The following is a 13,628-nucleotide window of genomic DNA, read 5'->3' as shown; positions in this document are numbered from 1 at the left end:
GCGATCGTCGGCGCGAAGCCGCCAAAGAGCGTCACGCCAAGGCTGTACGCGATGGAAAGCCCCGCCGAGCGCACGTGCACCGGAAAGATCTCCGACATCAAAGCTGGCATCGGGCCCGAATAGGCCGCCTTGAAGATGCCCGCCGAGCCCTGCAGCACGAGCAGCCAGCCGAGCGTGGGGTGACGCTGCAACAGCGCGAACATGGGATAAGTGAGCGCCGCAAGCAGGATCGACGTGGTCAGCATGATGCGAATGCGCCCGATGCGGTCCGAGAGCGCGCCCATCACCGGCGAAAGCGCGAACTGCAGGCCGCCGTTGAGCACGACCACGCCGAACGAGGTTGCCGCCGCCATATGGAGTTGCTTCACCGCGTACATCGGCATGTAGAGCTGGAGGATGTACACGCCAACGGTGGACTGCGCAACGATGCCCACCGCGAGCAGCAGGTTCACCCATTGGCGGCCGAGGCCCGGCTCATTCGTTGCGCGCGCATCTTTTCCGCTGTGCGCTTGCTGGTTCGCGATGAATTCGGGCGTCTCATCCAGATGCGAGCGGATGTACCAGCCCACCGGCCCGAGCACGAGCCCGAAGAAGAACGGCACGCGCCAGCCCCACGCCTGCAGTTGCTCGGGCGGCAGCCACCATGCGAGCACGCCACCGAACGACGCCGCGAGAATCGCGGCCGCGCCCTGGCTCGCGAACTGCCAGCTCGCGTAGTAGCCGCGCTTCGCGGGGCTGTGCTCGACCATGAACGCCGTCGCGCTGCCAAACTCGCCACCCACCGCAAAGCCCTGCACGAGGCGCGCGAGCAGGATCAAGAGCGGCGCGGCGATGCCGATCGACGCATACGGCGGCATGACCGCCATGGCCAGCGTGCCCGCCATCATGAGCGCAATGGCGAGCGTGAGCGCGGCCTTGCGCCCCTCGCGATCTCCGTAGATACCCAGCACGATCGCGCCAAGCGGACGCATGAGAAAAGAGATGCCGAAGGTGCCGACCGCCAGCAGCGTGGAGAGCCATTCATCGTGCACGGGAAAGAACTGCTTCGCGATGATCGGCGCGAAGTAGCCGTACACGAGAAAGTCGAACCACTCCAGCGCATTGCCGATCGACGAGGAGAACACGATGCGGCGCACCATGCCGCGGCTGAGCGGCGCGCGCGTTACCGATGAACCTGTCTCCATGTCAGTCTCCTCCATTTTTATTTGGTCTACTCATTGTTTGTCGTGAACCGCGAGCGCGGCATTCCCGCTCGCGGCAAACGCGGCTCGCGCCTAGAAGCCCGCCGCGAGCCCGTCGCGGCGCGTGTCGCTCGCGGCCACATAACCGCACTCGGGATCGTTGCGATCGAGCTTCCAGATGAACTGGCCCGAGCCGAAGTCCATGTACGGATCGTCGATGCCCTTGATCTCGTGGCCGAGCCCTTGCAGCGCGCGCGCCGTCTGCGCATTGAAGGTCGCTTCGATATCGAGCGTGAAGTCGCGGTTGACCTTCCAGCGCGGCGCATCACACGCGGCCTGCGGCTGCTGGCCGTAGTCGAGCATGCGCACGACCGACTGCAGATGCCCTTGCGGCTGCATGTCGCCGCCCATCACGCCGAAACTCATCACCGCTTCCTGGCGGCCATCCACCTGCTGCGTGAGGAACGCCGGAATGATCGTGTGGAACGGGCGCTTGCCGCCCGCCACGACGTTGGGCGAAACCGGGTCCATCGAAAAACCGCAGCCGCGGTTCTGCAGCGCGATGCCGGTGCCCGGCACGACCACGCCCGAACCGAAGCCCATGTAGTTCGACTGGATGAAGCTCACCATCATGCCGCGCTCGTCCACGGCGGAGAGATAGATCGTGCCGCCCGAGCGCGGCATGCCGAAGTCGAACTGCGTGGCGCGCTTCGGGTCGATCAGCTTCGCGCGCTCTTTCAGGTAGGCGTCGTCGAGCATCTGCTCGGGCGTGACTTCCATCGAGCGCGGATCGGCAACGTAGCGATAGACGTCGGCGAACGCGAGCTTCATGGCCTCGATCTGCAGATGCTGCGATTCGAGGCTGTCGAGCGCGAGCGCGCCCATGTCGAACTGTTCGAGAATGCCGAGCGCGATCAGCGCCGCGATGCCCTGCCCGTTGGGCGGAATCTCGTGCACCGTGTAGCCGCGATAGTGCTTGCCGATCGGCTCGACCCATTCCGGGCGATAGTTGCGCAGGTCGTCCAGCGTGAGCGCCGCGCCGCCTTCGCGCGCAAACGCGGCGATGCGCTCGGCGAGTTCGCCCTCGTAGTAGTCGCGCGGACCGCGTTCCGCGAGGCGCCGCAGCGTGGCGGCGTGGCCCGGAAAGCACACGCGCTCGCTCACTTCGGGCGCGCGGCCGCGCGGCATGAAGGTCTCGGCAAAGCCCGGCTGATTGTGCAATTCGGGAATCGCCGCCTGCCATTTGCGCGTGACGATGGTCGCCACCGCATGGCCGCGCTCCGCGATCTCGATGGCCGGCTCCATCAGGTCCGCGAACGGCAGCTTGCCGAACTTCGCATGCAGCGCTTCCCAGCCCGCGATCGCGCCAGGCACGGTCACCGTGTCCCAGCCGCGCTTGGGCTGCTTCGCGAGACCGTTTTCCTCGCCGTATTTGCGGCGGAAGTAATCGACGCTCCACGCCGCCGGCGCATTGCCCGACGCGTTCAGGCCGTGCAGCTTCGCGCCGTCCCACACGAGCGCGAAGCAGTCGCTGCCAAGGCCGTTCGATACCGGCTCGACCACGGTGATGGCGGCCGCGGCGGCGATGGCGGCGTCGACGGCATTCCCGCCTTTCCAGAGCATGCGCAGCCCGGCCTGCGCGGCTAGCGGATGCGACGTCGAAACGATATTGCGGGCGAACACCGGCAGGCGGGGCGTCGGATAGGGGTTTTGCCAGTTGAAGCGCGTCATGGAAGTCCGGATTCCGGTAATGAACGAAAGCAGCGGCATGCGCACCGCCGCACTCAGTTGCGGCGCGCACGGCTCATGCCGATCTATCGATTATCTTGAAGGATCAGGCAAAAAAATATTAATATTTTATTCTCGACACTTAAGTTTTATTTACATGCTAACCCTACGCATGCTGCGCACCTTGCAGGCCGTCGCGCGCAGCGGGTCGTTCGCCACGGCGGCGGAAAAAACGGCGCTCACCCAGGCGGCCGTGAGCCTGCAGATGCGCGGTCTCGAAGAGGCGCTCGGGCGGCAGATCTTCGATCGCCGCGCACGCCAGGTCGCGCTCACGCGCGAAGGCCGCGAGGTCTGCGCGAAGGTCGAGCACATTCTCGCGCTGATCGACGAGTTGCCCGCCAGTGCGGGCGACACGATGCACGGCTCGATCATCATCGGCGCGGTGGTGTCGGTGATCGGCGCGCTTTCGCTGGCCGTCGCGCATCTGAAAACGGGTCACCCGGAACTCGAAGTGCGCCTCACCTCGGCGCGCTCGAACGAACTGGCGCGCATGGTGGAAGACGGCGACGTGGACCTCGCCGTCGTGGTTGGCAGTGCAGACGGTTCGCTTCACGAGTCACTCGCGTGGACGCCGCTCTACGAAGAGCCCCTCATGCTCGTGACGAGCCGCGCGACGCCCGGCGACGATGCGCGCCGCATCCTGCGCGAGCGCGGTTTTCTGCGCTTCGACCGGCGCGTGCCGACGGGCGTCGTGATCGACCACGCACTGCGCGAGCTAGGCATCGAACCGCTCGAATACCTGGAGCTGAACTCGATCGAAACGATCGTCTCGCTGGTGCGCAACGACGTGGGCGTGAGTGTGTTGCCCGTACTGCAAGGCGGCAAATGGCAGAGCGATCCGAATCTGCGACTCATGCCGCTCCCCGGGCGGCCATTCATCCGCACGGTGGGGATGATTCACCGGAAAGCACACAAGCAGACGTTGCTCACACAAACGATTGCAGACATGCTGCGTCGGTGACAGAACGCGTAACTGCGACCATCTGTCATGCAAATTCCTCAATGGCCTATGAATAGGCGCATCGCGGCCGCACTGCCACGTCGCTAGAGCCTCCCTCGGGTTGACCTGCCTCAACTCGAAAGTAAAAATGAAATCTCTGAAAAGCAAGAGCAGCCGAGGCCACCCGCCTCTGATCGCTCGACAGGCCGCGCTCCCGCTCTTACCGCAGCATGAGCATTAGTTAGCAATACAAAGTTATTTGCCGGAGAGAAACTCATGAAAGTCAGAACTCGCACCGTTGCCGTCGTCGCCATCGTGGTCAGCGCACTGTTCGCGGGCCAGGTGTTTGCACAGCCCCCCGCACCGGCAAACAAGGAAGGCCAACCCGCCACCACGGTGACGCATAACGACCCGATCGTCCAGAAGCGCATGGAAGTTCGCGAGGCCAACCGTCAACAGCGGGCCCGGACAGCGGAGGCGCGCCAGACCTTCAACCAGGAAGCGCGTGACGCCAGGGCCGAGCGCAACCAGTCGGCGCAAGACTCCCGCGCCCGCGCGCAAGCCGCGCTCGACGCGCACTAAGCTCGCACCACCCACGCGTTCGCTCCTGGACCTGTTCACATGAATAACGGGCCCAGGGGCTGTACGCCTGGCGTGGTGCCTGCCACGCCAATCGCGTAAGCTGACGTCGTTGCACGCTCACTCGCGAAGCCCCGCGCTTCGCGCCTCGAAGCGGGATCGACACGGACAAGCGAACGCTCCATGCAAAGATCGCTCATCGCGCTGGCTGCAAACGGGTTGCGAAAACTGTGCGCCATGGCGTTGCCGCTATGCGCAATCGTGCTGGCCACAGGTCTTGCCGCGTGTCAGCAGCTACCCCCGCTCGGCGAGCGCACGCAAACCACGGCGCTCACGTCAGCCGAGGCGCGATCGACTCAACTTGGCAAAGCCGTAGCGGCCGAACTCGCCAGCCACCCCGACTTCACCGGCATCGACCCGCTCGCGAACCCGCTCGACGCCTTCGCCTCGCGCGTGGCGCTCGTGCGCAACGCCCAGCGTACGCTCGACGTCCAGTACTACATCTGGCGCGACGATCTTACCGGCACGCTGTTGCTCGAAGAACTGCGCGAGGCCGCCGACCGCGGCGTACGTGTGCGCCTGCTGCTCGACGACAACGGCATTCCGTCCTCACTGGACCCCACGCTCGCGGCGCTCAATGGACATCCCAACATCGAGGTTCGGCTCTTCAATCCGTTCGCCACGCGCAAGCCCAAAGCCATCGGCTTTCTCACCGACTTCTCGCGGCTGAACCGGCGCATGCACAACAAGTCGCTCACGGCTGACGGCGTGGCGACCATTCTTGGCGGCCGCAATATCGGCGACGAATATTTCGGCGCGACCGACGGCGTCGTGTTCGCCGACCTCGACGTGCTCGCCATCGGCCCCGCCGCCACCGATGTCGCGAACGACTTCGACCGCTACTGGGCCAGCGCTTCGTCATACCCCACGTCGCAAATCCTGCCGTATGTGGCGCCCGATGCACTCGCCACGCTCGATCGCGCCGCGCTTGCCGCGCGCACCGATCCGGCCGCGGCGCAATACATCGAATCGCTGCGCAAGACCACCGACGTGCGCCGCCTGCTGGACGGCACGCTGCCGCTCGAATGGGCCAGGACGCAACTGGTCAGCGACGACCCGGCGAAAGCGCTCGGCACGGCGCCCAAAGAAACGCTCATCCTCAGTCAGCTCCACGAGATCATTGGCGATCCGCACCGTGAACTCGATCTGGTTTCGCCGTACTTCGTGCCCGGCGAGGTCGGCACACAATACTTCACCCAGCTCGCCGCCCAGGGCGTGACCGTGCGCGTGCTGACGAACTCGCTCGAGGCCACCGATGTGTCCGCCGTCCATTCCGGCTACGCGCGGCGCCGCGTGGCACTGCTCAAAGGCGGCGTGGAGCTGTTCGAGCTGCAGCGCGCGGCGGGCACCAGCAAGGCTACGGACAAAGCCGCGGGCAAGGGCGCAGGCAGTGGTCCGTTCGGCAGCACGGGGTCGAGCCTGCACGCCAAGACCTTCGCCGTGGATGCGGAGCGTGTATTCGTCGGCTCAGTGAATTTCGACCCGCGCTCGGCCAACCTCAACACCGAACTCGGGCTCGTGATCGACAGCCCCGTGCTCGCCAGCCGGATCGAAAAAGCGTTCTGGACGCGCGTGCCGCAGCTCGCGTATCAGGCGCACCTCGACGAGAACGGCAGGCTCTACTGGACGCGCCTCTCCGACGATACGGTCATTCGCTACGACACCGAGCCGAACACCACATGGAACCAGCGACTGAGCGTCTGGTTCTTCTCCGTCCTGCCGATCGAGTGGCTCCTGTAAGCCACCCATCGACAGGGTTATCCCCTATTTCACCCAAGTTGTCTATACAACATCATGCGGACATTCCCATCGTCCGCGATCCGCGGGCGCCATGCACTCACCCCAACGTTCGGAGCCGTCCGTGGCCATGCCTGAATCCGTCGCCAACCTCGAAACCGATGGCCGCAAGATCCTGGAAACGCGTTCGATCGATTACATCCCCGACGCGGAGCGCCACGGCAGCCTGTTCAGCCAGTTCACGCTCTGGCTTTCCGCGAACCTGCAGGTCACCGCGATCATTACCGGTGCGCTCGCCGTCGTGCTTGGCGGGGACGTCTTCTGGTCGTTGATCGCGCTATTGGCGGGACAACTCATCGGCGGCACGGTCATGGCGCTGCACGGCGCGCAAGGCCCGCAACTCGGCCTGCCGCAGATGATTTCCAGCCGCGTGCAGTTCGGCGTCTACGGCGCGGCCATTCCGATCGTGCTCGTTTGCATCATGTATGTCGGCTTTTCCGCGAGCGGCACGGTGCTCGCCGGTCAGGCCACCGCGCAACTGCTCAACGTGTCCGATACTTCGGGCATCTGCCTTTTCGCGGTGCTCATCGTCGTGCTGACGTTGCTCGGCTATCGCTCGATTCACTTCGTCGGCCGCATTGCCAGCGTGATTGGCGTGCTCGCGTTCGTGTTCATGTTCGCGCAGCTTTTTACGCATCACGATATCGGCGCGCTGCTGGCAAACCGCCACTTCTCGATCGCCAGCTTCCTGCTCTCCATGTCGCTTTCGGCTTCGTGGCAGATCGCATTCGGCCCCTACGTTGCCGACTATTCGCGCTACTTGCCGCACTCGACTTCGCCCCTGCGCACGTTCCTCGCCGTTGGGCTTGGCTCGGTGATCGGGGCACAGGCAGCGATGGTGTTCGGCGTGTTTGCGGCGGCGCTCGCGGGCCACGCGTTCGCGCACCATGAGGTGGCGTATATCGTGAGCCTTGGCGCGAGCGGCGCGGTCGCCGCGATGCTCTATTTCAGTATCGCCTTCGGCAAGCTCACCGTCACCACGCTCAACGCCTACGGCAGCTTCATGTCGATGGCGACGATCGTGAGCGCGTTTCGTGCGAAGCGCGCGATCTCCACGCACCATCGCTTCCTCTACATCATCGGCATGGTGGGCATCTCGACGCTCGTCGCACTCGCGGGCCGCCACTCGTTTCTCAAGGAATTCACGGCGTTCATCCTGTTTCTGCTCGCGTTCTTCACGCCGTGGAGCGCGATCAATCTGGTGGACTTCTACTGCTTCACGCGCTCGCGCTATGACGTGCCGGCGCTCTCGAACCCCGATGGCCGCTACGGCCGCTGGAACGCCAGGGCCATCGGCATCTACGTGCTCGGCGTGCTCGTACAAATGCCGTTCATCTCGACGAGCTTCTATACGGGCTCCTTCGTCGACGCACTCGGCGGCACCGATATCTCGTGGATTCTCGGCCTGATCGTGCCGGGCGTGCTCTACTACGCCGCCATGCGCCTCACGCCGCCGGTCATTCCGGAACGCCTGATCCTGCCGGTCGAGCAGGATTGAACCGCGCGGCGCAGCGCGCCGCTTCTCTGATCAACACCGTTCCCATACGCGCGGGTCTCACCACCCGCGCGTTCGTTTCATTCCGCCAATAAATAGTTGTACTGATAATGAAAAAGCAACCCGCTACGCCCCTTCGCCCCTCCGCTCGCGCCACAAGAAGCACACTTTGCGCCACCGCACTCGGCCTCTTCGCGCACAGCGCGCTTGCCCAGGACGGCGTGACGCTCTATGGGCTCATCGACGAATTCGCCCAATACGTCAACACGGGCAACGGCTACACGGCAGCACTCGGTTCGAGCGGTCAATGGGGCAGCCGGTTCGGCCTCAAAGGCAAGGAAGACCTGGGCGGCGGGCAGACGCTGTCGTTCGCCCTCGAAAACGGCTTCAACCCCACGGACGGCACGCTTGCCACGAAGGGATCGCTGTTCGATCGCCAGGCATGGGTCGGCCTCTCGGGCGGCTGGGGCGAGGTGCGCGTGGGCCGGCAGAATTCGCCGCTCTTCAACGATCAAGGCGGCCAGGACGCTTTTGGCGGCGTCACGCAGGCTTCGGCCATGGACAACCTCACGGTGTTCACGTTCCGCACGAGCAACACCGTTTCCTATGTCACGCCAGAATTCGCGGGCCTTCAGGCCGGCATCTACGTGGGCTTCGGCGACGCAGGCGGGCTGCGCGCCGCGGGTTCGAGCCAGCAGTTCGACGTGACCTATGCGCACGGCCCGTTCGCGGCGTTCGTGGCGGGACAGTGGCTCAAGAACAGCGAGGGCAGCGCCACCGACCGGACGATCATGGCGGGCACCTCGTACGCGATTGGGCGCGCGACGATCTTCGGCGGCTACTCGGACATGAAATGGCCCGACCTCGCGTTGAATGCCTATACCGTGGGCCTTTCCGCGAAGTATCAGTTCAACGTGAACAATGCCGTGTCGCTCGGCTACGCCACCCTGCACGATCGTACCTCTCAAGGCGACAATGCCGACCAGATCGGCCTGATGTACGAATACGACCTGTCGAAGACCACGAACTTCTACGGCGCGCTCTCGTTCCTGCGCAACCGTAACCAGGCGAGTTACACGCTCGCCGGAGCAGCGAATCCGGGCCTGCCGCTCGCCTACCCCGGCGCGGATGCGCGCGGCGCGCAGGTCGGCATCGTTCACCGCTTCTAAACGCAACAACGGCTCTCGATCGTTCGATCGAGAGCCGTTGTGCCCACGCCCGGCCTGAGTGGTCGCCGGGAAATCTCACGCCGCAGCGGCGTTCATCGTCTCGATGGCCTCAAGCGCGCCGCCCACCATCTCGCGCAGCACGGGCTGGACTTTCTCAGCGAGCGCGGGCACGTAATCGAACGGCGCCGTTTCGTTCATGTAGACCGATTGGCACATCTCCAGCTGGATCGCATGCACGCCGTCCTGCGGCGCGCCGAAATGGCGCGTGATGTAGCCGCCCTTGAAGCGTCCGTTCGCGATCCAGGTATAGCTGCTTGCCGCCGCCGCGTGTTCCGCGCGCGCCTGCACCACCGGGTTCACCGTGCGGCCGTCCTGGGTGCCGATGTTCAGGTCGGGCAGCTTGTTGTCGAACAGGCGCGGCAGCACGCTCGCTATCGAATGCGCCTCCCACAGCAGCACATTAGCGTGCGTCGAGCGCAGGCGCTTGAGTTCAGCGGAAAGCGTGTCGTGATACGGCTGCCAGAACGTCTGCACGCGACGCTGGCGCGCCGACGCGTCGGGCACGCAGCCGTCGCGGTAGATGGGCTCGCCGCGAAACGTCTCGGTCGGACACAGCGACGTGGTGGTCTGGCCGGGATAGAGGCTCTCGTCGTTCGGCGGGCGGTTCAGGTCGATCACATAGCGCGAGACGCGCGCGCCGAGCACGGTCGCGCCCAGTTCCTTCGCAAACGCGTAAAGGCGATCGAGATGCCAGTCCGTATCGGCGACGGTGAGGGCCACGTCCGTGTACTCACCGTGCATCGCGGCGGGAATGTGCGTGCCCAGGTGCGGGATCGAAATGATAAGCGGCGCGCTGCCGCGTTCCAGTGAAAAGATATCGGTCATCGAAATTTGTCTCGTGAATGGCGCTTGCGTTCGGGCCCGCGTTCAATCATCAGCCAGCAGCCTGGCGAGCGCCGCGCGATAGTCGGCGTAAAGGCGCGCTTCGTCGCGATGGCGGCGCGCTTCCACCACTTTGACGCCGCCGGTATAGACGTCGAGCACCGGCGTTTCGCCATGCTCGCAAAAGACGACCGACGAGAGCCACGTGAGCGGCTTTTGCTCGGCGAGGTTCGGATGCTGCGCGTCGAGCACGATCCAGTCGGCGCGCGCACCTTCCTTCAATGCGCCGACCTTGCGCCCGGTTGCACTGGCGCCGCCGGCGAGCGCTGCGTCGAACAGCCGGTCGGCAACCTGCGCCTGATGCGTCGCGGCCAATACATTGCGCTCGCGCCGTACGAGCCGCTGACCGTATTCGAGCAAGCGAAGCTCTGCGCGCCAGTCCACGCCGATATGACTGTCCGAGCCCACGCCGAACGCGCCACCCGCATCGAGATACTCGCGCGTGGGGAAAATACCATCGCCGAGATTCGCTTCGGTCGTGAGGCACAGGCCCGCAATCGCACCGCTCTGTGCGAGCGCGGCGGTCTCCCGCTCATCGATATGCGTGGCATGGACGAGGCACCAGCGCGCGCTCACGTCGAACCGGTCGAGGAGCCATTGCACCGGCCGCGCGCCTTCGGTCACCATGCAAGCCTCGACCTCGGCCGTCTGCTCGGCGATGTGGATATGCACGGGCGCACCAGGAAGCGCGCGGTCCAGGCCTTCCAGCAGCGCGCGCAACGAGTCGTGCGAAACGGCGCGCAACGAATGTGGCGCAACGCCGTAGCGCAACGCGCCGTGCTCGGGCCGCCACGCACGCAACGCCTCGACGATGCCGAGCAACTGTTCCGGTGTGTTGATGAAGCGGCGCTGATCGTCGCGCGGCGCTTGCGCGCCCAATCCGCTGTATTGATAGAGCACGGGCAGCATCGTCATGCCGATGCCGGTCACGCTCGCTGCGTCCACCACGCGTTGCGCCAGTTCGGCGGGGCTCGCATACCGCTGGCCATCCTTGCCATGATGCACGTAGTGGAATTCGCAAACAGAGGTGTAGCCCGCCTTCAACATTTCGACGTAGAGCCAGCGCGCAATCGCCCCGAGATCGTCGGGCGTGATGCGTGCGGCGAAGCGGTACATGAGGTCGCGCCAGCTCCAGAAGCTGTCGGTGGGGTTCGCGCGATATTCGGTAAGGCCCGCCATGGCGCGCTGAAACGCATGCGAATGAAGATTAGGCATGCCAGGCGTGACCGGGCCCGCCGCTCGCGCGACGCCTCGAGGCGCTTGCGCCAGATCGGGCGTCACGTTGTGCAGCGTTCCCGCGGCGTCCCATTCGAGCAGCACGTTGCGGCGCCAGCCGTCGGGCAAATAAGCGTACTCGGCGAAGAGCGCGCGCGAAGTCGGATTCGTTTCGATGGTGTGATTCATGCTGAAAATAGCGCTCAAACGCGACGCTCGAATGCGCGACGCTCAAAGACGGTCTCGCCGCCGCGCACTACGCGGGCGCAGAGCGGACGGCCGATCCAGTAAGCCAGTTCCGCGAGCGACTGCACCGTCCACACGGCAAAGTCCGCGGGACGACCCGCCGCGAGCGTGCCATGACGCTCTGCGTCGCCGAAAGCCTGCGCGGCATGCCGCGTCACGCCCTGCAACACCTCTGGCACGGTCATGCGGAACAGCGTGGTCGCCATGTTCATCATGAGCAGCAGCGAGGTGGCCGGCGACGTGCCCGGATTGCTGTCGGTCGAAATGGCGATCGGCACCTCGTAGCGCCGCAGCAAGTCGAGCGGCGGAAGCTGCGTTTCGCGGATGAAGTAGTACGCGCCCGGCAGCAGCACCGCCACGGTGCCCGCTTTCTTCATGGCGGCGACGCCCGCTTCGTCGAGAAACTCCAGATGGTCGGCGGACAATGCGCCATGATGCGCCGCGAGCGCCGCGCCGCCGCTATTGGAAAGCTGCTCGGCGTGCATCTTGACCGCGAGCTTGCGCCGCGCGGCCGCCTCGAATACGCGCTCGCTCTGCGCGAGCGAGAAGCCGATGCGTTCGCAGAACACATCGACGGCGTCCACGAGCCCCTCATCGGCGAGCGCGGGCAGCATGCGTTCGCACACTTCGTCGATATAGTCGTCGGCACGGCCCGCGAACTCAGGCGGTAACGCATGCGCGCCGAGAAACGTCGTACGCACCGTGACCGGATAGCGCTCGCCAAGCTGACGCGCGACGCGCAGCATCTTGCGCTCGCTCGCCAGATCGAGGCCGTAGCCCGACTTGATCTCGACAGCCGTTACGCCTTCGGCAAGCAACGCTTCGAGGCGCGTTGCCGACTGCGCGAACAGCGCGGCTTCGTCGGCCGCGCGCGTGGCGCGCACCGTCGATACGATGCCGCCACCCTGACGCGCGATTTCTTCATAGCTCACGCCCGCAAGGCGCTGCGCGAATTCATCGGCGCGCTGTCCGCCGTAGACGAGGTGTGTGTGGCAATCCACGAGACCGGGCGTGACCCAGGCGCCGCCCAGGTCCTCGCTCGGCCACCCGCTGAACGGCGCGGGCAATCCGGCAGCGGCGCCGAGCCACGCGATCTTGCCGTCTTCTACGGCAATCGCCGCGTTCTCGACGACGTGGCCCGGATCGCCATGCGGGCACAGGTTGAGGTTTTGCCAGAGAGTGCGTTTCATCAGGTGTGCACAGCATCGCGCGATGCTGTTTCCGTAGTGTCTTACCGTGGCGCGTCCAGCACATCGAGCGCCACGGCGAGCAAGGCGCCCGCGCCGCGCGTTTCGATCTGCAAGGGGCATTGCGCGTCGAGCGTATCGATGCGCAGCGTGTCGCCCGCTTCGAGGCGCACGTGGCGTTCGCCATCCACGCGCACGTCCTGACCGCCTTGCGCGCAGTAGAGCAATACCGTTTGCGCATGCATGCTGCGCCGCTCGTTTGCGCGCCATACTTCGAACGTGCCGCGCGCCGCATCGCGGCGCACCATCAGGTTGAAGTCACGCGTGGCGCCGTTCACCAGGCGCGCGTCGATCGCGGCTTCCCCCGCGAAATGCGCGACGTCGAGGGGCTGCGTGAGCACATGCGTGCGACCCACTTCGTCGAGCAGCATGCCCGCGCCTTCGAGCAGCACCAGCGTCCGATCGACGCCCTCGAAACGCGAGAACGGCCCCGCCTGCGCGACATCGGCCACGCTCACGCGCCACGCGAACGCGTCGAGTGACGCGCCAGCACGCGATGCCACGTGCGCCACCGCGATTTCGCGCGTGACGCCGCCGCCATTCTTCCAGGGCGACGCCACGAGCGCCGCGCCACGCAACAGCGTGAGCCTGGCGGCCTGCACCGCGCCGCCTATCGCTTTCGCGCCGCTCATCGGCCGAGCATCGGCAGCTTGAGACCCGCCTCGCGCGCCGTCTGCTGCGCGAGTTCGTAGCCGGCGTCCGCGTGGCGCATCACGCCCGTCGCCGGATCGTTGTGCAGCACGCGGCCCAGACGCTCGTGCGCCGCCTGCGTGCCGTCCGCCACGATCACCACGCCCGAGTGCTGCGAGAAGCCCATGCCCACGCCGCCGCCGTGGTGCAGCGAGACCCACGACGCGCCGCCCGCCGTGTTCAGCAGCGCATTGAGCAGCGGCCAGTCGCTCACCGCGTCCGAGCCGTCCTTCATCGATTCCGTTTCGCGGTTCGGGCTCGCCACCGATCCCGTGTCGA

Annotated in this window: 11 protein-coding genes and 1 pseudogene; 5 read left to right on the top strand and 7 right to left on the bottom strand. The window is 65.5% G+C overall.

Annotation, left to right across the window (positions count from 1 at the left end; translation table 11 throughout):
- Together M3A49_RS40680 and M3A49_RS40675 are read right to left on the bottom strand one after the other, a co-directional pair.
- Positions 1–1,184: MFS transporter (locus M3A49_RS40680; protein WP_266233803.1), on the bottom strand; the 1,184-nt coding region annotated here is incomplete at its 3' end.
- 90 nt (positions 1,185–1,274) lie between these two features.
- Positions 1,275–2,912, bottom strand: a complete 1,638-nt coding sequence (locus M3A49_RS40675) for a gamma-glutamyltransferase family protein (RefSeq protein WP_266233805.1) — start codon at positions 2,910–2,912, stop codon at positions 1,275–1,277.
- Between the two features lie 154 nt (positions 2,913–3,066).
- Between M3A49_RS40675 and M3A49_RS40670 the strand changes: the two genes are divergently transcribed.
- The 5 genes from M3A49_RS40670 (at position 3,067) to M3A49_RS40650 (ending at position 9,009) form a co-directional block, all read left to right on the top strand.
- The gene (locus tag M3A49_RS40670) at positions 3,067–3,930 is read left to right on the top strand and encodes a LysR family transcriptional regulator (RefSeq protein WP_266233802.1); all 864 of its coding nucleotides are present in this window, start codon (positions 3,067–3,069) and stop codon (positions 3,928–3,930) included.
- A 255-nt stretch (positions 3,931–4,185) separates the two neighbouring features.
- Positions 4,186–4,491: a hypothetical protein gene (locus M3A49_RS40665; RefSeq protein ID WP_254355614.1), complete on the top strand. Its 306-nt coding sequence runs from the start codon at positions 4,186–4,188 to the stop codon at positions 4,489–4,491.
- A 180-nt stretch (positions 4,492–4,671) separates the two neighbouring features.
- Positions 4,672–6,288, top strand: coding sequence for a phospholipase D family protein (locus tag M3A49_RS40660; RefSeq protein WP_416339114.1), 1,617 nt, complete (start codon positions 4,672–4,674; stop codon positions 6,286–6,288).
- Positions 6,289–6,415: 127 nt separating this feature from the next.
- Positions 6,416–7,843, top strand: coding sequence for a purine-cytosine permease family protein (locus M3A49_RS40655; RefSeq protein WP_266233801.1), 1,428 nt, complete (start codon positions 6,416–6,418; stop codon positions 7,841–7,843).
- 107 nt (positions 7,844–7,950) lie between these two features.
- Positions 7,951–9,009: a porin gene (locus M3A49_RS40650; protein WP_266233800.1), complete on the top strand. Its 1,059-nt coding sequence runs from the start codon at positions 7,951–7,953 to the stop codon at positions 9,007–9,009.
- A 75-nt stretch (positions 9,010–9,084) separates the two neighbouring features.
- Here the strand turns inward: M3A49_RS40650 and hutG are convergent, their stop codons facing one another.
- From hutG to M3A49_RS40625, 5 genes and pseudogenes are all read right to left on the bottom strand, one after another.
- On the bottom strand, positions 9,085–9,894 hold the full coding sequence (gene hutG / locus M3A49_RS40645; RefSeq protein ID WP_266233799.1) for an N-formylglutamate deformylase: 810 nt from the start codon (positions 9,892–9,894) through the stop codon (positions 9,085–9,087).
- Positions 9,895–9,936: 42 nt separating this feature from the next.
- Entirely contained in the window at positions 9,937–11,355 is a 1,419-nt protein-coding gene (locus M3A49_RS40640; RefSeq protein WP_266233798.1) for a formimidoylglutamate deiminase, read from the bottom strand.
- Between the two features lie 14 nt (positions 11,356–11,369).
- Entirely contained in the window at positions 11,370–12,602 is a 1,233-nt protein-coding gene (hutI, locus tag M3A49_RS40635; protein ID WP_266233797.1) for an imidazolonepropionase, read from the bottom strand.
- Positions 12,603–12,643: 41 nt separating this feature from the next.
- The gene (locus M3A49_RS40630; RefSeq protein ID WP_266233796.1) at positions 12,644–13,291 is read right to left on the bottom strand and encodes a HutD family protein; all 648 of its coding nucleotides are present in this window, start codon (positions 13,289–13,291) and stop codon (positions 12,644–12,646) included.
- Positions 13,288–13,628 (bottom strand): annotated as a pseudogene (locus M3A49_RS40625) (urocanate hydratase); the annotation flags it as partial. The gene M3A49_RS40630 and the pseudogene M3A49_RS40625, both read right to left, overlap by 4 nt.

Origin of the sequence: Paraburkholderia sp. CNPSo 3076 (genome assembly GCF_026343935.1) — a bacterium.
Taxonomy (GTDB): domain Bacteria; phylum Pseudomonadota; class Gammaproteobacteria; order Burkholderiales; family Burkholderiaceae; genus Paraburkholderia; species Paraburkholderia nodosa.
This window is presented reverse-complemented; position numbering and strand designations above follow the sequence as displayed.

Coding starts and splice junctions, on each gene's coding strand:
- M3A49_RS40665 (WP_254355614.1), top strand. CDS start 4,186: ATGAAAGTCAGAACTCGCACCGTTGCCGTCGTCGCCATCGTGGTCAGC.
- hutG (WP_266233799.1), bottom strand. CDS start 9,894: ATGACCGATATCTTTTCACTGGAACGCGGCAGCGCGCCGCTTATCATT.
- M3A49_RS40675 (WP_266233805.1), bottom strand. CDS start 2,912: ATGACGCGCTTCAACTGGCAAAACCCCTATCCGACGCCCCGCCTGCCG.
- M3A49_RS40655 (WP_266233801.1), top strand. CDS start 6,416: ATGCCTGAATCCGTCGCCAACCTCGAAACCGATGGCCGCAAGATCCTG.
- M3A49_RS40650 (WP_266233800.1), top strand. CDS start 7,951: ATGAAAAAGCAACCCGCTACGCCCCTTCGCCCCTCCGCTCGCGCCACA.
- M3A49_RS40660 (WP_416339114.1), top strand. CDS start 4,672: ATGCAAAGATCGCTCATCGCGCTGGCTGCAAACGGGTTGCGAAAACTG.
- M3A49_RS40630 (WP_266233796.1), bottom strand. CDS start 13,291: ATGAGCGGCGCGAAAGCGATAGGCGGCGCGGTGCAGGCCGCCAGGCTC.
- M3A49_RS40640 (WP_266233798.1), bottom strand. CDS start 11,355: ATGAATCACACCATCGAAACGAATCCGACTTCGCGCGCGCTCTTCGCC.
- M3A49_RS40670 (WP_266233802.1), top strand. CDS start 3,067: ATGCTAACCCTACGCATGCTGCGCACCTTGCAGGCCGTCGCGCGCAGC.
- hutI (WP_266233797.1), bottom strand. CDS start 12,602: ATGAAACGCACTCTCTGGCAAAACCTCAACCTGTGCCCGCATGGCGAT.